At 70.9% G+C, this 20,455-nt stretch carries 17 protein-coding genes and 1 pseudogene; 8 read left to right on the forward strand and 10 right to left on the reverse strand.

What is annotated here, in order from left to right; translation table 11 throughout:
- Positions 1 to 124: 124 nt before the first annotated feature.
- A complete protein-coding gene (locus ACZ5C2_RS37185; RefSeq protein ID WP_468801171.1) occupies positions 125 to 2,425 on the reverse strand; it encodes a transglycosylase domain-containing protein in 2,301 nt (766 codons plus the stop codon).
- A 269-nt stretch (positions 2,426 to 2,694) separates the two neighbouring features.
- Here ACZ5C2_RS37185 and ACZ5C2_RS37190 point away from each other — a divergent pair, with 269 nt between their 5' ends.
- The 5 genes from ACZ5C2_RS37190 to ACZ5C2_RS37210 all read left to right on the forward strand — a co-directional run bounded on the left by ACZ5C2_RS37190 (position 2,695) and on the right by ACZ5C2_RS37210 (position 7,568).
- The gene (locus tag ACZ5C2_RS37190; RefSeq protein ID WP_468801172.1) at positions 2,695 to 3,630 is read left to right on the forward strand and encodes an SPFH domain-containing protein; all 936 of its coding nucleotides are present in this window, start codon (positions 2,695 to 2,697) and stop codon (positions 3,628 to 3,630) included.
- Positions 3,627 to 3,881, forward strand: a complete 255-nt coding sequence (locus ACZ5C2_RS37195; protein ID WP_468801174.1) for a type II toxin-antitoxin system antitoxin — start codon at positions 3,627 to 3,629, stop codon at positions 3,879 to 3,881. Before ACZ5C2_RS37190 ends, ACZ5C2_RS37195 begins: the two co-directional genes overlap by 4 nt.
- Before the next feature lie 140 nt (positions 3,882 to 4,021).
- Complete coding sequence (locus ACZ5C2_RS37200; RefSeq protein WP_468801176.1) at positions 4,022 to 4,546, forward strand: PadR family transcriptional regulator; 525 nt, start codon at positions 4,022 to 4,024, stop codon at positions 4,544 to 4,546.
- Positions 4,543 to 5,238: an ABC transporter ATP-binding protein gene (locus ACZ5C2_RS37205; RefSeq protein ID WP_468801178.1), complete on the forward strand. Its 696-nt coding sequence runs from the start codon at positions 4,543 to 4,545 to the stop codon at positions 5,236 to 5,238. The genes ACZ5C2_RS37200 and ACZ5C2_RS37205 overlap by 4 nt, the downstream gene beginning before the upstream one ends.
- Positions 5,235 to 7,568, forward strand: coding sequence for an ABC transporter permease (locus ACZ5C2_RS37210; RefSeq protein ID WP_468801180.1), 2,334 nt, complete (start codon positions 5,235 to 5,237; stop codon positions 7,566 to 7,568). The genes ACZ5C2_RS37205 and ACZ5C2_RS37210 overlap by 4 nt, the downstream gene beginning before the upstream one ends.
- A 368-nt stretch (positions 7,569 to 7,936) precedes the next feature.
- On the opposite strand, the gene ACZ5C2_RS37215 is transcribed toward ACZ5C2_RS37210, so the two are convergent.
- Complete coding sequence (locus ACZ5C2_RS37215; protein WP_468801181.1) at positions 7,937 to 8,881, reverse strand: LysR substrate-binding domain-containing protein; 945 nt, start codon at positions 8,879 to 8,881, stop codon at positions 7,937 to 7,939.
- A 133-nt stretch (positions 8,882 to 9,014) separates the two neighbouring features.
- Here ACZ5C2_RS37215 and ACZ5C2_RS37220 point away from each other — a divergent pair, with 133 nt between their 5' ends.
- A complete protein-coding gene (locus ACZ5C2_RS37220) occupies positions 9,015 to 9,569 on the forward strand; it encodes a peroxiredoxin (protein ID WP_468801183.1) in 555 nt (184 codons plus the stop codon).
- Positions 9,570 to 9,575: 6 nt separating this feature from the next.
- Positions 9,576 to 10,109: an alkyl hydroperoxide reductase gene (locus tag ACZ5C2_RS37225; protein WP_468801185.1), complete on the forward strand. Its 534-nt coding sequence runs from the start codon at positions 9,576 to 9,578 to the stop codon at positions 10,107 to 10,109.
- 534 nt (positions 10,110 to 10,643) lie between these two features.
- Here ACZ5C2_RS37225 and ACZ5C2_RS37230 read toward each other — a convergent pair.
- The 5 genes from ACZ5C2_RS37230 to ACZ5C2_RS37250 all read right to left on the reverse strand — a co-directional run bounded on the left by ACZ5C2_RS37230 (position 10,644) and on the right by ACZ5C2_RS37250 (position 16,573).
- The gene (locus ACZ5C2_RS37230) at positions 10,644 to 12,014 is read right to left on the reverse strand and encodes an AI-2E family transporter (protein ID WP_468801187.1); all 1,371 of its coding nucleotides are present in this window, start codon (positions 12,012 to 12,014) and stop codon (positions 10,644 to 10,646) included.
- Positions 12,015 to 12,156: 142 nt separating this feature from the next.
- A complete protein-coding gene (locus ACZ5C2_RS37235) occupies positions 12,157 to 12,855 on the reverse strand; it encodes an aggregation-promoting factor C-terminal-like domain-containing protein (protein ID WP_468801189.1) in 699 nt (232 codons plus the stop codon).
- A 420-nt stretch (positions 12,856 to 13,275) separates the two neighbouring features.
- Positions 13,276 to 14,601, reverse strand: coding sequence for a PhoH family protein (locus ACZ5C2_RS37240; protein ID WP_468801191.1), 1,326 nt, complete (start codon positions 14,599 to 14,601; stop codon positions 13,276 to 13,278).
- Positions 14,602 to 14,967: 366 nt separating this feature from the next.
- Complete coding sequence (locus ACZ5C2_RS37245) at positions 14,968 to 15,741, reverse strand: isoprenyl transferase (RefSeq protein WP_468801193.1); 774 nt, start codon at positions 15,739 to 15,741, stop codon at positions 14,968 to 14,970.
- A 169-nt stretch (positions 15,742 to 15,910) separates the two neighbouring features.
- Positions 15,911 to 16,573, reverse strand: coding sequence for a hypothetical protein (locus tag ACZ5C2_RS37250; protein WP_468801195.1), 663 nt, complete (start codon positions 16,571 to 16,573; stop codon positions 15,911 to 15,913).
- 594 nt (positions 16,574 to 17,167) lie between these two features.
- Between ACZ5C2_RS37250 and ACZ5C2_RS37255 the strand changes: the two genes are divergently transcribed.
- Positions 17,168 to 18,337 (forward strand): winged helix DNA-binding domain-containing protein, encoded by a 1,170-nt coding sequence (locus ACZ5C2_RS37255; RefSeq protein ID WP_468801197.1) that lies wholly within the window; start codon positions 17,168 to 17,170, stop codon positions 18,335 to 18,337.
- 2 nt (positions 18,338 to 18,339) lie between these two features.
- Here the strand turns inward: ACZ5C2_RS37255 and ACZ5C2_RS37260 are convergent, their stop codons facing one another.
- From ACZ5C2_RS37260 to ACZ5C2_RS37270, 3 genes and pseudogenes are all read right to left on the reverse strand, one after another.
- Positions 18,340 to 19,131: a class I SAM-dependent methyltransferase gene (locus tag ACZ5C2_RS37260; RefSeq protein WP_468801199.1), complete on the reverse strand. Its 792-nt coding sequence runs from the start codon at positions 19,129 to 19,131 to the stop codon at positions 18,340 to 18,342.
- Positions 19,132 to 19,198: 67 nt separating this feature from the next.
- Positions 19,199 to 20,074 (reverse strand): LLM class flavin-dependent oxidoreductase, encoded by an 876-nt coding sequence (locus tag ACZ5C2_RS37265; RefSeq protein WP_468801201.1) that lies wholly within the window; start codon positions 20,072 to 20,074, stop codon positions 19,199 to 19,201.
- A 9-nt stretch (positions 20,075 to 20,083) separates the two neighbouring features.
- Positions 20,084 to 20,455: pseudogene (locus tag ACZ5C2_RS37270) on the reverse strand (hypothetical protein); the annotation flags it as partial.

The following is a 20,455-nucleotide window of genomic DNA, read 5'->3' on the forward strand; positions in this document are numbered from 1 at the left end:
AAAGGGGAGGGGGGTGGTGTTGGGATGGAAACAAAGCAGACACCACAGGGAGGGGGTGGCACCCTGGGGGGGGGGGGGGGGGCCGCCCCGGCCGCCCCCCCCCCCCCCCCCTCCCGCGTGCCGTCTACTGGTCGGCCCCGAACTGCGGGTCGTCCGGGTCGTCCGGGTCTCCGGGGATGCCGAAGGTCGGCGAGTTCGAGGGCGTCTTCGTCGGCGCCTCGGACGTCGGTGGCCCGGAGGTCGGCGGCTCGGAGGTCGGCGGCGCGGTGGTGGTCTCGGGCGGCTCCTGGGTGGTGGGCTCCTGGCTCGTCGGCTCCTGGCTCGGTGTCTTCGAGGGCGACTGGGTGGCCGAGGGCCTCCGGGTCGGCTGCACGCCCGAGCCCTGCCTGGTGTCCAGGTCGAACTTGCTGACCTCGTCCATGACGCCGAAGGTGTACGCGGCCCAGATCTCGGCGGGGAAGCCACCGCCGTTGACGCGGAAGTCGACGCCGCCGGCCTTGTACATCGGCACCTGCTTGTGCGGCGGCTCGTCGTCCTCGCCGAACAGGCCGACGGAGGTGACCAGTTCGGGCGTGTAGCCGGTGAACCAGGCCGACTTGTTGTTGTCGGAGGTACCCGTCTTGCCGGCGACCTGCTGGCCGTCGCGCAGCGGGTTGTCCTTCACGGACACCCGAGCCGTACCGTCGTCGACCACGCCGGTGAGCACGGAGGTCACCGTGTCGGCCGCCTCGCGGCTGATGACCCGCTCGCCGACCGGGTCGGGGAACTCGATCGTGCGGTCGTTGTGCTCGGCCGACTTCACGACGGCCGGGTCGACCTTCTTGCCGTGGTTGGCGAGGGTGGCGTAGACGCCCGCCATCTCCAGCGGGCTCGCGCCCATACTGCCCAGGGTCTGCGCGGGCACGGGGGGCATGCCCTCGGTCTCCATGCCGAGTTCGCCCGCGGTCTCGACCACCTCGGTCATGCCGACGTCGATGCCCATCTGCGCGAAGACGGAGTTGACGGACCTGTTCATCGCCTCCTGGACGGTGATGTCGCCGTAACTCCGGTCGTCCTCGTTGGGCGGCGCGAAGCCGACCTCCTTGCCGCCGTCCATCACGGGACGCTTGCTCGTGCCGTCGTAGATCGTGTCGGCCGTGATGGGCACGTCGTCCTGGGTCTCGGCGGCCTGGTCCACGGCGGCGGCGAGGATGATCGGCTTGAAGGTGGAGGCCGGCTGGTAGTCCTCGCGGGTGGCGTTGTTGGTGAAGTGCTTCACGTAGTCCACGCCGCCGTACATCGCCACGACCGCGCCCGTCTTCGGGTCCACGGAGACGCCACCGGCCTGGACGTCTGCGTCGACCTCGCGCTTGTCCGGGTCGAGCTTGCCGGTGAGCCTGGTCTTGACCGCCTTCTCCAGCGCGGCCTGCTTCTTCTTGTCGATGTTGAGCGTGATGGTGTAGCCACCGAGGTCGACCAGGGCCTTGGCCTGCTCCATGTCCTCGGCGGCCCCCTGGGCGACGAGCTGCTGCTTGAGCGCGTTGTTGGCCGCCTCGACCAGGTATCCCCGCTGGCCCTCCAGCCCTGGGGCCGCCTTGGGCTCCTTGGGGACGGGGAACTCCATGCCCTGACGGTCGGAGCCGCTCAGCCACTTCTGCTCGACCATGTTGTCCAGGACGTAGTTCCACCGCTCCTGGACGAGCTTCTTGCCGTTCTCACTGGCGGCCGCCCAGTCGTACTGGCTCGGCGCCTGGAGCAGGGCGGCGAGGTACGCCCCCTGCTCGACCGTCAGGTCCTCGGCGTCGACGTGGTAGTACGCCTGCGCGGCGGCCTGGATGCCGTAGGCGCCGCGGCCGTAGTAGCTGGTGTTGATGTAGCCGGCCAGGATGTAGTCCTTGGGCTTCTCCCGGTCCAGCTTCAGGGAGATGACGAGTTCCTTCATCTTGCGGGTGACGGTCTGGTCCTGCGTGAGGTAGTAGTTCTTCACGTACTGCTGGGTGATCGTCGAACCGCCCTGGGCGCCCTTGCCGGAGAGGGTGTTGAGCAGACCGCGCGTGGTGCCCTTGATGTCGACGCCGGAGTCCTTGTAGAAGGTCTTGTTCTCGGCGGCGACGAAGGTGCGCTGGACGTCCTTGGGGATCTTGGCCAGGTCGACGATGTCCCGGTTGTAGCCCCTGCGGGCCATGATCGAGCCGTCGCTGTACTTGTAGACGTTGCCCTGCAGTTCGGCGTCGGCGTTCCCCTCGGGGATGTCGATCACCATGTACAGCACGATGAAGGCGCCCATGCCGAGCAGGCAGAGGCCGAAGAAGGTGCCGACGATCTTCTTCCAGGTGAAGAGCCTGCGTATGCCGCTGCGGCCGGTCGCGCCCGACGAACGGCCGCCCCTGGGTGCCGCACGGCGTCCGCCGCGCTGTCGTGCGCGTCTTTCTTCCGCTCGTCCCATACGCCCGTTCCGCTCCGCTTCGTTCATGTGTGCTCGACCGCCACACAGGTTCGCCGCTCAGGTCAGCTCAGAAAGTTAACACCGGGAGCTATGACAAAGGGCTGCTGATGCGGTCGTTACGGACGTGACAATCAGCACCCGCCTCAAAGGAACCGACGTACGAGAGGCGCGCGAGGTTGCCGCGATGGGCTAAAGTGATATCACTTAGCTAGACACACGCTAGCCGCGCTGCGCCCCGCGCAGAGGCGCCGAGAGACGGGGGATCACCCATGACCACACACGACACGCAGGTCACGGCCGATGTGCCCGAGATGCCGGCCCCGCGCGTGCGGGAGGTACCGGCGCACAGCATCGGCGGTGGGCTGGCGCTGGTTCTCGGACTGGCCGGGCTGCTCATCGGCGTGGCGCTGATCGTCACGGCCACGGCGGTCACCGCGACCGGCGCCAAGGCGGCCCTGATCGTCTGCGGCGTCCTGGTCGCGATCGCCGCGTTCCTCGCGATGTGCGGGCTGAACATGGTGGCGCCGGGCGAGGCCCGGGTGGTGCAGCTCTTCGGCCGCTACCGGGGCACGATCCGCCAGGACGGCCTGCGGTGGGTGAACCCCTTCACCTCGCGCACCAAGATCTCCACCCGCGTGCGCAACCACGAGACCGCCGTACTGAAGGTGAACGACGCCTACGGCAACCCGATCGAGCTGGCCGCGGTCGTGGTGTGGCGGGTCGAGGACACCGCGCAGGCCACCTTCGAGGTGGACGACTACATCGAGTTCGTCTCCACCCAGACCGAGGCGGCCGTCCGGCACATCGCCATCGAGTACCCCTACGACGCCCACGACGAGGACGGCCTGTCGCTGCGCGGCAACGCCGAGGAGATCACCGAGAAGCTCGCCGTCGAACTGCGCGCACGGGTGGACGCGGCCGGTGTGCAGATCATCGAGTCCCGCTTCACGCACCTCGCGTACGCCCCCGAGATCGCCTCGGCGATGCTCCAGCGGCAGCAGGCCGGCGCGGTCGTGGCAGCGCGGCAGCAGATCGTGGAGGGCGCCGTGGGCATGGTCGAGTCGGCGCTGGCACGGATCCAGGAGCAGGACATCGTGGAGCTCGACCCGGAGCGGAAGGCGGCGATGGTGTCCAACCTGATGGTGGTGCTGTGCGGTGACCGCTCCGCGCAGCCGGTCCTCAACACCGGGACGCTCTACCAGTGACGGCCGCGTCCGGGGGCTCGGCCCCACAGGGTCGGCCGCAGCGCAAGCAGGTGCTGCTGCGGCTCGACCCGTCGGTGTACGAGGCGCTGGCGCGCTGGGCGAACGACGAGCTGCGCTCGGCGAACGCGCAGATCGAGTTCCTGCTGCGGCGCGCCCTCGCGGAGGCGGGGCGGCTGCCCGGCGAGACGGGGCCGCTGCCCCGCCGGGGGCGACCGCCCGGGGGCGGAGCCCCCAGGCCCCCGTCCGCCTGAACGGCGGCGGCACGAGGGCTGCCCCACCTCGGTAGCAGAACCGTGACATGGGGCTCCCACCTGCAGGTCCGTACACCCCGCCACGCTCTACACACCGGGCGTATACATACGGCGTATACACGGTGTGTAGAGTGCTCCGCATGTCCATTGGTCACACCCTCCTGGGGCTCCTGGAGTCCGGCCCGCGTCATGGTTACGACCTGAAGCGGGCCTTCGACGAGAAGTTCGGTCACGACCGGCCGCTGCACTACGGCCAGGTCTACTCGACGATGTCCCGCCTGCTGAAGAACGGGCTCGTCGAAGTCGACGGCATCGAGGCCGGCGGCGGCCCCGAGCGCAAGCGGTACGCGATCACCGAGGCCGGCATCACCGATGTCGAGCGCTGGCTCGCCACGCCGGAGAAGCCGGAGCCGTACCTTCAGTCGACGCTCTACACCAAGGTCGTCCTGGCGCTGCTCACCAGCCGCGACGCGGCCGACGTCCTGGACACGCAGCGCTCGGAGCATCTGCGCGGCATGCGGATCCTCACCGACCGCAAGCGCACGGGCGATCTCGCCGACCAGCTCATCTGCGACCACGCCCTGTTCCATCTCGAGGCCGATCTGCGCTGGCTGGAGCTGACCGCGGCGCGTCTCGACAAGCTCCGTGAGGCGGTGGCCCGATGACCACGACCCCTCCCCCCGGTTCCCTGCTCGTCGCACGGGACCTGCGCAAGGTCTACGGACCGACCACCGCGCTCGACGGCGCCGGCTTCTCCATCCACCCGGGCGAGGTAGTCGCCGTGATGGGGCCCTCCGGTTCGGGCAAGTCGACGCTGCTGCACTGCCTCGCCGGGATCGTCACCCCCGACTCCGGCTCGATCACGTACAACGGGCGTGAGCTGACCGCCATGAGCGACGGCGAGCGCAGCGCGCTGCGGCGCTCGGAGTTCGGCTTCGTCTTCCAGTTCGGGCAGCTCGTACCGGAGCTCACCTGCGTGGAGAACGTCGCCCTGCCGCTGCGGCTGAACGGCAGGCCCCGCAAGGAGGCCGAGCGGGCCGCGCTGACCTGGATGGAGCGCCTGGAGGTCGACGACGTCCGCAAGAAGCGTCCCGGCGAGGTGTCCGGCGGCCAGGGGCAGCGGGTCGCCGTGGCCCGCGCGCTGGTCACCGACCCGCGGCTGCTGTTCGCGGACGAACCGACCGGCGCGCTGGACTCCCTCAACGGCGAGCGCGTGATGGAACTCCTCACCGACGCCGCCCGGTCCTCCAACGCCGCCGTCGTGCTCGTCACCCACGAGGCGCGGGTGGCCGCGTACTCCGACCGCGAGATCGTCGTGCGGGACGGCAAGGCCCGGGACATGGAGCGCGTCGTATGAGTGCGCGGCAGTGGGCGCGGGATCTCGGCATGGGGCTCCGGTTCGCCTTCGCCGGGGGACGCGAGGGCTGGACCCGGGCGCTGCTCACCGCCGTCGGGGTCGGGCTGGGGGTGGCACTGCTGCTGCTCACCACCGCCCTGCCCGGCGCGCTGGAGGAACGCCACCGGCGGGAGGAGGCGCGGCTCAACTTCACCTACGGCGAGCAGATGAAGCGCGCCGACGACACCCTGATGACCGCGGACACCAACACGGAGTTCGACGGCCGGGACATCCGCGGCCGGCTGCTGGAGCCGGAGGGCGACAAGGCCCCCCCGCCCCCCGGACTGCGGGAGTTCCCGGCGCCGGGCGACATGCTGGTCTCCCCCGCGCTGAAGGAACTCCTCGACTCCGACGGCGGTGAACTGCTGCGGGAGCGGCTGCCGTACGACGTCGTGGGGACGATCGGCGAGCAGGGACTGATCGGCTCGCAGGAACTCGCCTACTACGCGGGGGCCGAGAACCTCGCGGAACGGATCGGCGACGGTCAGGTCGGCCGTATCGACTCCTACGGGGACCCCAACCCGGTGCAGGAGCAGTCGGACCCGGTCCTCATGCTGCTGATCCTGGTCGTCTTCGTGGTGCTGCTGATGCCGGTCGCCGTGTTCATCGCCGCGGCCGTACGGTTCGGCGGAGAACGGCGGGACCGCAGGCTGGCCGCGCTGCGGCTGGTCGGCTCCGACGGCGGGATGACCCGGCGGATCGCCGCGGGAGAGGCGCTCGGCGGGGCGCTGCTGGGGCTGGTGTTCGGCACCGGGTTCTTCCTGGCGGGACGGGAGTTCGCGGCGTCCGTCGAGGTGTTCCGGATCAGTGTCTTCCCGAGCTATCTGAACCCCTCACCGCTGCTCGCGCTGCTCGTCGCGGTGGCGGTTCCGGCGGCCGCGGTGCTGGTGACCCTGCTGGCGCTGCGCGGGGTGGTCATCGAGCCGCTGGGCGTGGTGCGCACCACGCGGCCGGCCCGCCGCCGGCTGTGGTGGCGGCTGCTGGTGCCGCTGGCCGGGGTCGGCATGCTGGCCCCCATGCTCGGACAGGGCAAGGAGAACGGGGAGTTCAACGAGTACCTCGTCGCCGGCGGTGTCATCTGCCTGCTCGTCGGCGTCACCGCGCTGCTGCCATGGATCATGGAAACGGCCGTCGCCCGGCTCGGCTCGGGCAGCGTCTCGTGGCAACTGGCCGTCCGCCGGTTGCAGCTGAGCAGTGGCACGGCGGCCCGCATGGTCAACGGCATCGCCGTGGCCGTGGCCGGCGCCATCGCGCTGCAGATGCTGTTCGCCGGCGTGGAGAGCGACTACACCGAGGCCACCGGCTTCGACGTGTCACAGACGCAGATGCAGGTCAGCGTGCCGGAGGGTGCCGAAGTCGCCGCGGCCACCGCGAAGCTCGGGGAGACCAAGGGTGTCCGCGAGGTCTACGCGCTGTCGAAGGGGTACTCCGGCGACCGGCCCTGGTCCCAGAACCCGGAGCGCACCGCCGAGATCACCGTCGGTGGCTGCGCGGCCCTGCGCAAGGTGGCGAAGCTGCCCTCGTGCACGGACGGCGACGTGTTCGCGGTCCGGGGCGGTGAGCACGACCCGGACACCCCGTCCCTGAGCCGGCCGGGCCAGGAGCTGCACCTGGAGACGTCCTCGGGCGGCCCGAAGCCGAAGGAGGTCGTGTGGACCCTCCCCGGGACGGTGAAGCAGGCCGACTCCGTCAAGGCCCCGACCGGGACCAGGCACGGCGGCTTCCTGCTGACGCCGGGCGCGATGTCCGCGGACCTGGCGGAAGCGGTCCACGGCCAGGTGTACCTGTCCCTCGACGAATCCGTGCCGTACGCCGTCGAGCACGTGCGGAACACGGCTGCCGCGATCGACCCGCTCGCCTACCCGATGACGTGGTACGCGACCGAGCGTTCCAAGCGCTACGACACCATCCGCACGGGCCTGTTCGTCGGTGCCGCGGCCGTCCTGGCACTGATCGGGGCGAGCCTGCTGGTCTCCCAGCTGGAGCAGCTGCGCGAACGCCGCAAGCTGCTGGCCGCCCTGGTCGCCTTCGGCACCCGGCGGCGCACGCTGAGCCTGTCGGTGCTGTGGCAGACGGCGATCCCGGTCGGCCTGGGCCTGCTGCTGGCCTCGGTGGTGGGCATGACCCTGGGAGCCGTGCTGCTGCGGATGACGTCGGCACAGATCCGCGTGGACTGGTCGAGTCTCGCCCAGATGAACGGCATCGGCGCGGGCGTCGTCCTGGTGGTGACGCTGCTGAGCCTGCCGCCGCTGCTGCGCATGATGCGCCCGGACGGGCTGCGCACGGAGTAGCCCCGGCGCGGACGGCGGGGCGCCCGGCACCGGGTTCTTCCGGTGGCCGGGCACCCGGCACCGGGACGTCCGATGCCGGCACGTCGGTGCCGGCACGTCGGTGCCGGCACGTCGGATGCCGCGACGCCCGGGTTGCGGAGCGCCCAGCACCGGGTCGCTCGGTGCCGGGTCGCTCGGTGCCGGGACCTCAGGCGGCGGGGGACTCCGGGACTCTAGGACTCCGGGAACCTCCGGGACTCCGGAACTCTAGGACTCCGGGAACCTCCGGGACTCCGGAACTCTAGGACTCCGGGACTCTAGGACTCCGGGAACCTCCGGAACTCCGGGACTCCGGGACTCCGGGGACGGGATGTTCGGCGTCGGGGTGTTCAGTTCCCCACCGTCCGTACCGGCAGGTCCCGCAGGGCCTCGCGCAGGGCCGCCGCCAGTTGCTCGTACTCCGCCGCCCTCGCCGCGCCCGTGCGCATGGCGAGGGCGATGCGGCGGCTGGGGGCCGGGTCGGTGAAGCAGCCGGTGCGCAGGCGGCCGGCGCGGGCGGTCTCGACGTCGACCGCGGTGCGCGGCAGCAGCGTCACCCCGAGGCCGCCCGCCACCAGTTGCACCAGTGTGGACAGGCCGGCCGCCGTGGTGGTGGCCGCGACTCCCGCGCGGCCGGCCTCGCGGCAGATGTCCAGGGCCTGGTCGCGCAGGCAGTGCCCCTCGTCCAGCAGGAGCAGGTTCAGTTCGCGCAGCACCTCGCGGGGTATGCCCTGCCGGCCGCCGAGCCAGTGGTCGAGCGGTGTGACCAGGACGAAGTCCTCGTCGAACAGGGGAAGTTCGGTCACTCCCGGTACACCGAGCGGAACGGCGAGCAGGAGCAGGTCCAGTCGGCCGCGGGCCAGGCCGTCCAGCAGGTTGGCGGTCTGCTCCTCGTGCACCTGGAGGTCGAGCAGCGGATAGCGGTCGCGGACCAGCCGCAGCACGGTGGGCAGCACATACGGCGCCACCGTGGGGATCACCCCGAGGCGCAGCGTCCCGGTGAAGGGCGCCCGCAGGGCGTCGGCCTCCTCCATCAGCGCCCCGACCTCCGCCAGTACGGCCCGGGCGCGGACGGCGAGCCGCTCACCCGCCGGTGAGAGCAGCACCTTGCGCGTCGTACGCTCCACGAGGGTGACACCGAGCGTCTCCTCCAGCGTCGACACGGCTCCCGAAAGCGCGGGCTGGCTCATCCCCGTCGCCGCCGCGGCGTCCCGGAAGTGCAGATGCTCGGCCACCGCGGCGAACGCCCGCAGTTGCGCGAGGGTCGGCTGCCGACGTCTGTTACCCACAGTCACTGATAGCTTCCTCCGATCAACACGACCGAGTGTAGCTATTTCACGAATCAATCCTGCCTGTGCCAACATCAACAAGGTCCAACCCATGGGAAAAGCCCGCGATCCGGGTGTTTCCTCGCTGCAAGGAGAGTCTGTGCTCACTGTCGGTGACAAGTTCCCCGAGTTCGAACTGACCGCCTGCGTCTCGCTGGAGAAGGGCAAGGAGTTCGAGACGATCGACCACAAGACCTACGAAGGCAAGTGGAAGGTCGTGTTCGCGTGGCCCAAGGACTTCACCTTCGTGTGCCCGACCGAGATCGCCGCGTTCGGCAAGCTGAACGACGAGTTCGCCGACCGTGACGCCCAGGTCCTCGGTTTCTCCGGTGACTCGGAGTTCGTCCACCACGCCTGGCGCAAGGACCACGACGACCTGCGCGACCTGCCGTTCCCGATGATGGCGGACTCCCGGCACGAGCTGATGCGCGACCTCGGCATCGAGGGCGAGGACGGCTTCGCCAAGCGCGCCGTGTTCATCGTGGACCAGAACAACGAGATCCAGTTCACCATGGTGACCGCCGGCTCCGTCGGCCGTAACCCCAAGGAGGTCCTGCGGGTGCTGGACGCCCTGCAGACCGACGAGCTCTGCCCGTGCAACTGGAGCAAGGGCGACGAGACCCTTGACCCGGTCGCGCTGCTGTCCGGGGAGTGATCTGAGATGTCCCTCGATTCCCTGAAGTCCCGTATACCGGACTACGCCAAGGACCTGAAGCTCAACCTGGGCTCGGTCATCGGCAACTCGGACCTGCCGCCGCAGCAGCTGTGGGGAACCGTGCTGTCGACGGCGATCGCCTCGCGCTCGGCCGTCGTGCTGCGCGAGCTGGAGCCGGAGGCGAAGGCCAACCTGTCGCCGGAGGCGTACACGGCCGCGAAAGCCGCTGCCGCGGTGATGGCGATGAACAACGTGTTCTACCGCACGCGTCATCTGCTGTCGGACCACGAGTACGGCAACCTGCGGGCCGGTCTGCGGATGAACGTCATCGGCAACCCGGGCGTCGACAAGGTCGACTTCGAGTTCTGGTCCTTCGCGGTCTCCGCGATCAACGGCTGCGGCATGTGCCTCGACTCCCACGAGCAGGTGCTGCGCAAGGCCGGCGTGGAGCGCGAGGCCGTCCAGGAGGCGTTCAAGATCGCCGCGGTGGTCCAGGCGGTCGCCGCGACGCTCGACGCGGAAGCGGTGCTCGCGGAGTAGCTCCGCCGGCATTCCCACACATGGGGCCCGTCCACCTCCCCGGGTGAACGGGCCCACACGCTTCCCCTGGTCCCCGGGCACACCCTCCGCCCCGCCCCGGCCCTCCGCCCTCCGCCTCCGCCCTCCGCCTCCGCTCTCCGCTCTCCGCTCTCCGCCCTCCGCCTCCGCTCTCCGCCTCCGCTCTCCGCCCTCCGCCTCCGCTCTCCGCTCTCCGCGGGCAGTCGTGCCGCAGGGCGGCACGGGTGGGCGCGAGGGCACCTCGCTTGCGCCGGGTTGCGCAGTCACCCCCGGCCCGCATCAACACCGTTTCGCTCACGGCGCCGGCCAGGTGCCGCCGCGCCCACCCCTGCCGCCCCAGCGGCACGACTGCCCGCAGCTAGGGGGCGCGGGCATCAGCCCGCAGTTGGGCGGGGAGCCCGTCCGCAGTTGGGCGGGTGGGGGCGGGCGCCGGCGCGTAGTCAGGGGTGGGGCGGCGTACGGCCGGTGCTGCGGCGGATGGCGGATGGCGGGTGCCCCGGCGGATGGCGGGCGGCCCTACTTCTCGTCGGGGTCGGCTGTCTGCCGGTCAGGGGTGTCAGGTACCGCCGGCGCCCCAGGCAGCGGAGCGTCCGGCGCGGACAAGGCTGTGGCGCCCCGGGGCCGGGGTGACTGGAGTACCGCCGTCTCGTGCGCGTACGCACGCAGATAGCCGACGACCGTGTTGGCCACCGCGACCAGCGGCACGGCGACCACCGCGCCGCCGATGCCGGCCACCATGCCGCCGGACGCGACCGCCAGCACCACCGCGAGGGGGTGGACCCGCACCGCCCGGCCCAGGATGAACGGCTGGAGGATGTGCCCCTCGATCTGCTGCACCGCCAGCACCACCACGAGCGTCATGAGGCCCGTGAACACGCCCTGGGTGACCAGCGCGACAACCACCGCCAGCGCTCCCGACATCACCGCACCCACAAGCGGGATGAACGAGAACAGGAAGATGAAGACGGCGAGCGGCACTGCCATCGGCACATCGAGGAAGTAAATGCCGAGACCGATGAAGATCGCGTCGATCAGGGCCACTACCACCGTGCCGCGCACATACGCCGTCAGCGTCCGCCACGCCACCGGCCCGGCGCCGGCCACACCCGGACGGGCGGCGGCCGGGACGAGCTTGAGCGACCACTCCCAGATCCGCTTGCCGTCGTAGAGCAGGAACAGCGTCGAGAAGCCCGCCAGCAGTATGCCGGTGAGCGCCTCGACGACGACCGTCACGCCCTCCAGGCCCGCCGAGGTGATCTGTTCGGTGTTGGCGCCGACCGCCTCCCGCAGGTTCTTGGCGATCTCGTTGATCTGTTTGTCGGTGACGTGGAAAGGACTGTTGAGCAGCCAGTTGCGCAGCTCGTCGATGCCGCCCTGGATCTGGTCGGAGAGGTTGTCGATGTTCTCCATGACCTGCCAGGTCACGAACCAGCCGATGAGGCCGATCACCACGAACCCGAACAACGCCGTCAGCGCGGTGGCCGGCCCGCGCGGCACGCCGAGCCGCCTCATCCGGGCCACCGTCGGCTGGAGCAGCGCCGTGATCAACAGCGAGGCCACGAACGCCAGCACCACCAGTTGTACGGCGCTGATGACCCGCATGAGCACCCAGACGGTGCCGGCCAGCACCAGCAGTCGCCAGCCGGCCTCCGCGGCGACCCGTACGCCCCAGGGCACGGCCTGCGCCGGATCGGGACGGGCCTGGATCATCGCGGCGGCGTACTCGGCCGGCGGCGGCATGGGGTCGTGGCGCGGGCCGGTCTCCCCGTCGGCCTCCCGGGCGGGCCCGAGGTCCCGCTCCACCTCGGCACGGCGCTCCTCGAGCCGCTTGCCGACCCTGGTCAGTTCGCCTCCGACACGGCCGAGCCACCCTGGCACTCGTGACATGATCCGTCCTCTTCCCCCGTTGCGCCCCACCACTCCCCCTGGAGTCATCGGTCAGACCGTACAGGGCGACAGCCCCACACCGTAGGACGGTGCGGGGCTGTTCCGAGGTTGAGCGAAGCCGGGCGGCGGGCTCCCGGTCGTTCTAGTAGTAGTGGTTGGCCTGCCAGAACGTCCAGGCCTCGCACGGGCTGCCGTAGCGGTCGTTCATGTAGCCCAGACCCCACTTGATCTGGGTGGCCGGGTTCGTCATCCAGTCCGCGCCGGCGGAGGCCATCTTGGAGCCCGGGAGCGCCTGCATCAGGCCGTAGGCGTCGGAGGTCGGGTTGTCGGCCTTGTAGTTCCAGCTGGACTCGCGCTGCACGATGGTGCTGAAGCACTGGAACTGGTCCGCGGGAACGATCTGCCGGGCCATCGCCTGCACTTCGGCGATGGTGTAGGACGACTGGACGGCGAAGCTCGACGCGTCACGGGTCGCGGAACGGCTGGCGGCGGCCTTGGCCTCCGCGCGCTCCTTGGCTTCCTGCTCCGCCTTGTCGGCCGCTTCCTTCTTCTTCGCGACCGCGGTCTCGGCGGCGGCCTTGCGGGCGGCCTCCTCGGCGTCCTTCTTGGCGCTCACGTCCGCGGCGATGGCCATCGTCTCGGCCTGCTGCGTCAGCGACGCGGTCTGCACCTGGGCCTGCTGGCCCGCGGGGATGTCCGCGAGCAGCGTGGGGCCGCTTGCCGTCGCTTCGGCGTCGTTGTTCTGCGCGACGCTGCCCGAGGCAACACCGACGACGCTTCCGACAGCGGTGACCGCCGTGGCCGAGGCCACTGCGAATCCCCGGACCGACATCCGGCTCACACGGTTTCCTTCCAGCATCGCCCGCTTCGGTGACCCTCGCGGACGCAATCGTGCCCCTTGGCACTGGCCTCCCCAACTTCGGGTCACGGGAGGCACGGGCCCGGTGGGCAACTCCCGAAAGGGGAGCGCCGCGTGTCGCTCGGGCGGCATACGACGACGCTATGGAGTTGAAACTGTGTCCTACTGTGCTGCCATACCGCTGGGGGTACAGCTGTGTCGTATGCGGGGCCTGACAGGAGTGAGACTCTGCCGTAACCGGACGGCGCAAGGCAATTCTCCGTTGCGTGTGAAAGCTCACATCCCGTTTGGCCCTACGGGTTCTCGGAAACGCACACATGCGCCGACGCCGCCCGGCTAGGCTTCTGGCCTTTCCGGACGGCGCCAACTACTGCGTAACCGACTCTTCTTGGTATGTGAGAGTCAGATCTGCCCGTCCTCGAGCATTTCGGTCACAAGGGCGGCAATCTGGGACCTCTCGGACCGGGTCAGGGTGACATGCGCGAAGAGCGGATGCCCCTTCAGCTTCTCGACCACGGCGACCACACCGTCGTACCGGCCGACCCGGAGGTTGTCCCGCTGGGCGACATCATGGGTCAGCACGACCCGCGAATTGGCCCCGATCCGGGACAGAACGGTCAGCAGTACGTTCCGTTCCAGTGACTGCGCCTCGTCCACGATCACGAACGCGTCGTGCAGCGAGCGGCCCCGGATGTGGGTGAGCGGCAGGACCTCGAGCATGCCGCGCGCGGTGACCTCCTCGATGACCTCCCTGCTGGTGACCGACGACAGTGTGTCGAACACCGCCTGCGCCCAGGGGCTCATCTTCTCCGCCTCGGAACCCGGCAGATAGCCGAGCTCCTGCCCGCCCACCGCGTACAGCGGACGGAAGACCATCACCTTCTTGTGCTGCCGGCGCTCCAGGACCGCCTCGAGACCCGCGCACAGGGCGAGCGCCGACTTGCCGGTGCCGGCCCGGCCCCCCATGGACACGATCCCGACGTCCGGATCGAGCAGCAGGTCGAGCGCGATGCGCTGCTCGGCGCTGCGGCCCTTGATGCCGAACGCCTCCCGGTCGCCGCGCACCAGCCGGACGTTGCCGTCGGGGGTGACCCGCCCGAGCGCCTTGCCACGCTCGGACTGGATGGTCAGGCCGGTGTGCACGGGGAGCCGGGACGCCTCGGGCACGTACACGCGCCCCTCCTCGAAGAGGATGTCCACCTGCTCGCCGGGCAGGGTCAGTTCGGACATTCCGGTCCAGCCGGAGGAGTCCGTGATGGCGAGCTCCGCACGGTATTCCTCGGCCAGGAGACCGACGGAGGACGCCTTGATCCTGAGCGGGAGGTCCTTGGACACGACGGTGACGTCGAACCCCTCGGCCTGCAGGTTGCGGGCGACCGCGAGGATGCGGGAGTCGTTGTCCCCCAGGCGGTAGCCGCTGGGCAGCACGCTGGGATCGGAGTGGTTGAGCTCGACCCGCACGGTCCCGCCGAGGTCCCCGGTCGGAATGGGGGCATCGAGACGGCCGTACCGCACCCGGTAGTCGTCCAGCAGACGGAGCGCCTGCCGGGCGAAATAGCCGAGTTCGGGATGGTTCCGCTTGGCCTCCAGTTCCGTCACCACGACGATGGGGAGCACGACCTCGTGCTCGTCGAAGCGGCTCAGGGCATGAGGATCGGCCAGCAGGACGCTGGTGTCGAGAACATAGGTGCGCCGGTCTGGCTTGTGGCGCTTTGCGCTGGTCACCACGGAAGGACGTACCCCCTCGGATGAGGTCGGGGAGCGACGGAGCGGAGCTGGACCGGTCGACGGCCGCCATGCACGGCGGGCCGAGAACCGGCCCTCCGCTGCTTCTTCCGTGCCGTGACCGCACGGTCGGGCTGGTGCAAAGGGCCTCCCGGGCGGACGACTCCCGTGTCGTCCGCTGAGATCCGACACCCGTGGTTCGGGTGTCGACCTGCCTGCCTTATTCCCTCGAACGAGCGCAGCCATGCCACGGCATATGACGGCGCGCCGGTGAACAGCGTGTGACCAGGGGTGGGAGGCAGCGAGGAGGAGGCCGTACGGACCTTCGCGGGGCCTTGCGGCGCCCTTCGGGAAGGGTGGGGAGGGCGTTCAGCCGCCGTAGCGCCGGTGGCGGGCGGCGTAGTCGCGCAGCGCCCGCAGGAAGTCGACCTTGCGGAAGGCCGGCCAGAAGACCTCGCAGAAGTAGTACTCCGAATGCGCGGTCTGCCAGAGCATGAATCCGGACAGGCGCTGCTCGCCGCTGGTGCGGATCACCAGGTCCGGGTCGGGCTGGGCGCGGGTGTAGAGGTGACGCCCGATCATGTCGACGTCGACAGCCTCGGCGAGCTCCTCCATCGAGGTGCCCTTCTCATGGGCCTCGACGAGCATGGACCGCACGGCGTCGGCGATCTCCTGGCGACCGCCGTACCCGATGGCGACGTTGACCACTATTCCCTTGACGTGCGCGGTGGCCGCCTCGGCCTCCTTGAGGGTGGTCTGCATCCCGGAGGGCAGCAGATCGGGGGTGCCCACGTGGTGGACCTGCCAGCGTCCGTCGGCGGCGAGGCTGCGCACGACGTCCTCGACGATGCCGAGCAGCGGGACGAGTTCTTCCTCGGGCCGGTCGAAGTTGTCGGTCGACAGCAGCCAGAGGGTGACGACTTCGACATCCGTCTCGCTGCACCAGCCGAGGAACTCCTCGATGTTGTCGGCGCCGGCACGGTGGCCGTGGACGGTGCTGGAACCCGCTGCCTTCGCCCACCGGCGGTTGCCATCCATGATGACGCCGATGTGCTTGGGCACCTGAGCGGTGTCCAGGTGACCTTCCACCCGGCGTGCGTACAGCCTGACCAGCAGGCCGCGCAGCTTGTCGCGCAGGTTCACGTGATTGTCAGCCCCTCCGTACGGATCGGACAGGCGCGGCACCCCGCCGCGTCGCGCGGCAAGCGGCCCGGTCTCGGCCGCGGGCGGCCCCTGTCCGTATGGCGGTCCCCGAAAGCGAAGCTTACCGCTGCCGGGGCGGGAGTCCCCAAAGTCCGCCGTGGTGCGTTTGTCAGCCGTACTGCGGCGGCACACCGCCTGCGCGCTGCCGCCGGAACCACTGCCCCGCCGATCCCTGGCTGAGCAGAACGATGACGGCGATGGCGCTACCGAGCGGCAGGATCCCCAGCGGGACGCCCTGTGCCGCCGCGCTGAGCGCGAGCAGGACCTGCACGGAGGCCAGCACGATCGAGGTGACGCGGACGCCGTTGCCCGCCTTCGGATACCGGAACGCCAGGATGAACAGCACGAAGGTCATCAGATACGCACTGAAGAACCGCCCCGCCTGCTCGGCTCCGACGGCGACGCCGACGAGGACAGTGAGCAGGACCCCGAGCCCGAACGTCGCGAAGATCACGATCTGGGCGGCGCGTACGGAGCCGGGCATGGTCAAGGGCTGGGAGGGGTCGTAGTACGGCGGGGTGCCGGCCCAGCCGTGAGGTGGGGCGCCGGGGTAGGACTGGGCGCCGGGCTGCGGGTAGGGCGGCTGCGGCGCCCCGGGCGCCGGGTACGCCGGATGGGCGGCCGGCGGGGTGCCGTAGGGGTGGGGCGGCGGGGCGGGGGTCTGGCCGGATGGCCGGCCGTACCCGGCGGGAGGCCCGGACCGGCCCGGCTGATCCGGCGGTCCCGGTCGGCCGGAAGGCTGATGCGGCGGTGCCGGCTGCTCGTTCGACATGCCTGGACTCTAGCCAGGGGTCGCCCGGGGACGGCACGGGTGGGAGGGCAAGAAAAAACGGGCCGGTCCGTGGGGGGGGAGACGGACCGGCCCGAGGGGGGGTTTCCACCATAACCCTTCGTGAGTGATGTCGCGCGCATTGGCGGGCCACAACTACTCTCCGGAACCGCCCGGCGACACCTCGGCGGCTCGAGATGGGGCCCTTCACGGCCTTCACCTGGCCGAAACGCAGCGAAATACCGGGGAACCCGAGAGTTGAGGGGATCATGTGCAGGTTGTGGCACCGGCAGGTCACAGCCTGGGCCACTCTTCCGGTCATCCCCCCGACGGGTGACCCCGGCGGCTACGCCCGCTTGACCCGGCGACGGGATGCGCCGCACGGTCCGGGCACCGCGCAGCCCCCTCCACTGCGCGGTACCACCCCGCGCAGCTTTGCTTACGCGAATCACCTTGGTCCGAAGGTACGCGAGGGCCCGCCCCGATGGCCAGCCGCGGTCGATAACGATGCGGAAACCGGCCGCGAAGGCGCTGGAGGCGGCGGATCAGCCTGATCGCGGACAGTTCCTGACCTCTATGGGACCTAGGGTCGGCAGCATGACGACGACCCCGACGTGCACCTGGGACGCGGCGAGTGCGCGGCGTATCCAACGACAGTTCCTGGCCGCACCGGCGCCGAGCGGCACACCGGTCGCCGACGTGGTCTCGGCGATGCTCGGCGCACACGCCCAGGTCCTGTCGGCGGCCGAGCTGTCCGCGGGGCTGCGCAGCAGCGGCGCGACCCGGGCGGACGTGCGGGCCGCGCTGTGGGAGGACGGCTCACTGGTGAAGACGTTCGGCCCGCGCGGGACGGTCCATCTGCTCCCCACGCGCGAACTCCCCCTGTGGTGCGCCGCACTGAGCGCGGTCCCGACGGGATCCGCCGTCCTCCCCGAGGGTGCCCGCCTCACCGGGGAGCAGGAACAGCAGGTCCTGGCGGCGATCGGGGAGTCGCTCGACGGCGCCTGTCTGACCATGGACGAGTTGAACGAGGCGGTCATGGACCGCACCGGCCCCTGGGCGGGCGACCCGGTGATGCCCGCGTTCCAGGGCATGTGGCCGCGCTGGCGCCAGGTACTGCACCGGGCGGGCTGGGCCGGCGCACTGTGCTTCGGCCCGAACCGGGGCCGCAAGGTGACGTACACCCGCCCACCGGACACGGACGGTTTCCTCGCCGACGCGGGCGAGGCGCTGCCCGCGCTCGTCCGCCGGTACCTGCACGCCTACGGTCCCGCGACCCCCGCGCACTTCGCCCGGTGGCTGGCGGCACCGGCCCGCTGGGCGGCCGGGCTGTTCGCGGAACTGGCGGCCGGCGGCGGGATCGAGGAGGTCGCGTTCGAGGGCGCGCGGGGCTGGTGGGTGGTCGCGGGCGACACGGAGTTCCCGGAGGGCCCGGCCGACCGTGGCGTGCGGCTCCTGCCGTACTTCGACGCCTACGTCATCGCGGCCCAGCCCCGCGAACGCCTCTTCCCGGGTGCCGCGTACCAGCGGGCGCTGGCCGGCGGCCAGGCGGGCAACCACCCGGTACTGCTGGTCGACGGCGTGGTGGCGGGCGTATGGCACCAGCGACGCGCCGGACGCCGTACGACGGTCACGGTCGAGCCGCTGGGACGGCTGACGGCGCGGCAGAGCAGGGAGCTGGGCGAGCAGGCGGAACGGGTCGGGGACGTACTGGAGACGACGGCGGAGTTGGTGGTGGGAGAGGTGACGGTGGGCCCGCACGCCTAGCGTCACCGTTCCTGTGGCTTGCGCAGCTCGAAGAGGTGGCGGGTGCTGTGGGCCACGAACGCGCCCTCGGCCCCGATCCGCTCGTGCAGGGCGCGCAGCCGTGGCAGGTATGCGTCGATGGTGAAGCCGGGCACCATCCAGATCACCTTGCGCAGGAAGTACACGACGGCGGCGATGTCGTGGAACTCCATGCGCAGCCGTTCCGCCCGCACGTCGACCGTCTCCAGCCCGGAGGCCTCGGCCGCACGCCGCTCGCGGTCGGGATGACGGGCCTCCCGCTGCTCCTCGGGCTGCGGGCCGAGGAAGAACTCGACGAGCTCATAGGCGCTGGCGGGCCCGACATGCTGCGCGAAGTACGTACCGCCCGGGCGGAGTACGCGCGCGATCTCGCTCCAGTGGGCCTTGACGGGGTGCCGGCTGACGACCAGGTCGAAGGTCTCGTCGGCGAAGGGCAGCGGCGCGTCCTCGGGAGCGGCGACGACGGCGACGCCGCGGGGCCGCAGCAGCGCCGTGGCCTTGGCGACGTTGGGTGGCCAGCCCTCGGTGGCGGCGGTGAGGGTGGGGCTCCTGACGGCATGCGTGAGGGCGAAGTCCAGGACCTCGCCTCCGCCGGTCTGGATGTCGAGCGCGGCACCGGCCTCGCCCAGCCGCCCCGCCAGGGCAGTGGCGTACCCCCAGGAGGGCCGGGCCTCGGTGGCCCGCCCCTCGAACCAGGAGAAGTCCCACCCCTCGGTGGGCACGGAGGCACCTTCGGTGAGGAGTTCCTCGAAGGTGCGCGTCTGCTTGTCGGGCATGAGTCGACCCTGCCCGAGGACGACACCGTCTGTCACCCGCTTGTCCGTGCCCCTCGGCCCGCGCGCCTTACGGCACCAGGGGCCGGACGTCCAGCGCCACGAACCGTACGAAGCCCTCGGGGTCCGGCTCGTCCGCGGTCGGCTGGAGGATGACCGAGTCGGCTCCGGCCTCGGCCAGCCGCTGGACCGCCTCCGCCACGGCGCCCGCGTCCCCTGCCACACCGACGTCGGCCTCCCCGGCAACCCCCTCGGCGGCCGGCTCGGCCCGCAGCCGTTCGCGGGCGCCGCTTCCGGTGGCGGCGAGCAGGTAGACGACCACCTGGTGGGCGCCGGCGCTCCGGCCCGCCGCCGCGCGTCCCTCCGCGATGAGCCCGCGCGCACGCCGCACGCCCTCGGGTGAGGTGCTGGCGGTGAGGACGGTCCCGTCGGCGGCCTCGCCGGTGAGCCGCACGGTACGGGGCCCCATGGCACCGGCGAGCACCTCGACCGGGCCCTGCGGCGGCCAGTCGAGGGCGACCCCGTCGAGCCGGACGTACCGGCCCTCGGTCGTCACCCGCTCCCCGGCCAACAGGGCCCGCAGCGACAGCAGATACTCCCGCAGCAGTGTCACCGGCGACTCGGCGCGCGCCCCGACCTGTCCCATCCAGTCCTGCACTCCGTGGCCGACTCCGAGGATCGCGCGCCCGGGGAACATCCGGTGCAGACTCGCGGCCTCCATCGCGGTGACGGCCACGTTCCGCAACGGCACCGGGAGCAGCCCGATCCCGACCCGCACCCGCTCGGTCCAGGCGAGCACGGCGGCGCCGGTCGAGATTCCGCCCTCCAGGAAGCAGTCCTCCCACAGCCAGAGTTCCTCGAGCCCCGCCTCGTCCGCGGTCCGCGCGACGGAACGGAACCGCTCGGGGGCGAGTTGGGGGCGGAGTACCGCGCCGAGTGTGGTCATGAGGACTTCCTACCGGTTGATGGACTGGATCTCCTGGACGACGACGTCCTGGGTGGCGCCGAACTCGCCGTCGGGGAGGTCGCCGCCCGCGCCGCCGCTACCGGTCCAGTCGATCTCCCAGGTGACCGTCGCCTGGAGCGGGAACGTGCCGTCGCCGGAGGAGCGCAGGTACTTCACCCCGCACGGGGGCGTCCTGTCCGCCTTGCCCTTGGCGTACGGCTCGCCGATACGGCCGTCCACGATGGGGCAGACACCGGAGGCCGGGTAGCTCCCTGCGTCCGGAGTGCCCGGCTCGATCTCCAGCGAGACCGGTACCGCCGTGGCGGTCGCGTTGATGCCGATCTCCGGAACGGACGCGGTGACCGACACCGCCTTGAACTC

The organism is Streptomyces sp. NPDC031365 (assembly GCF_055569765.1).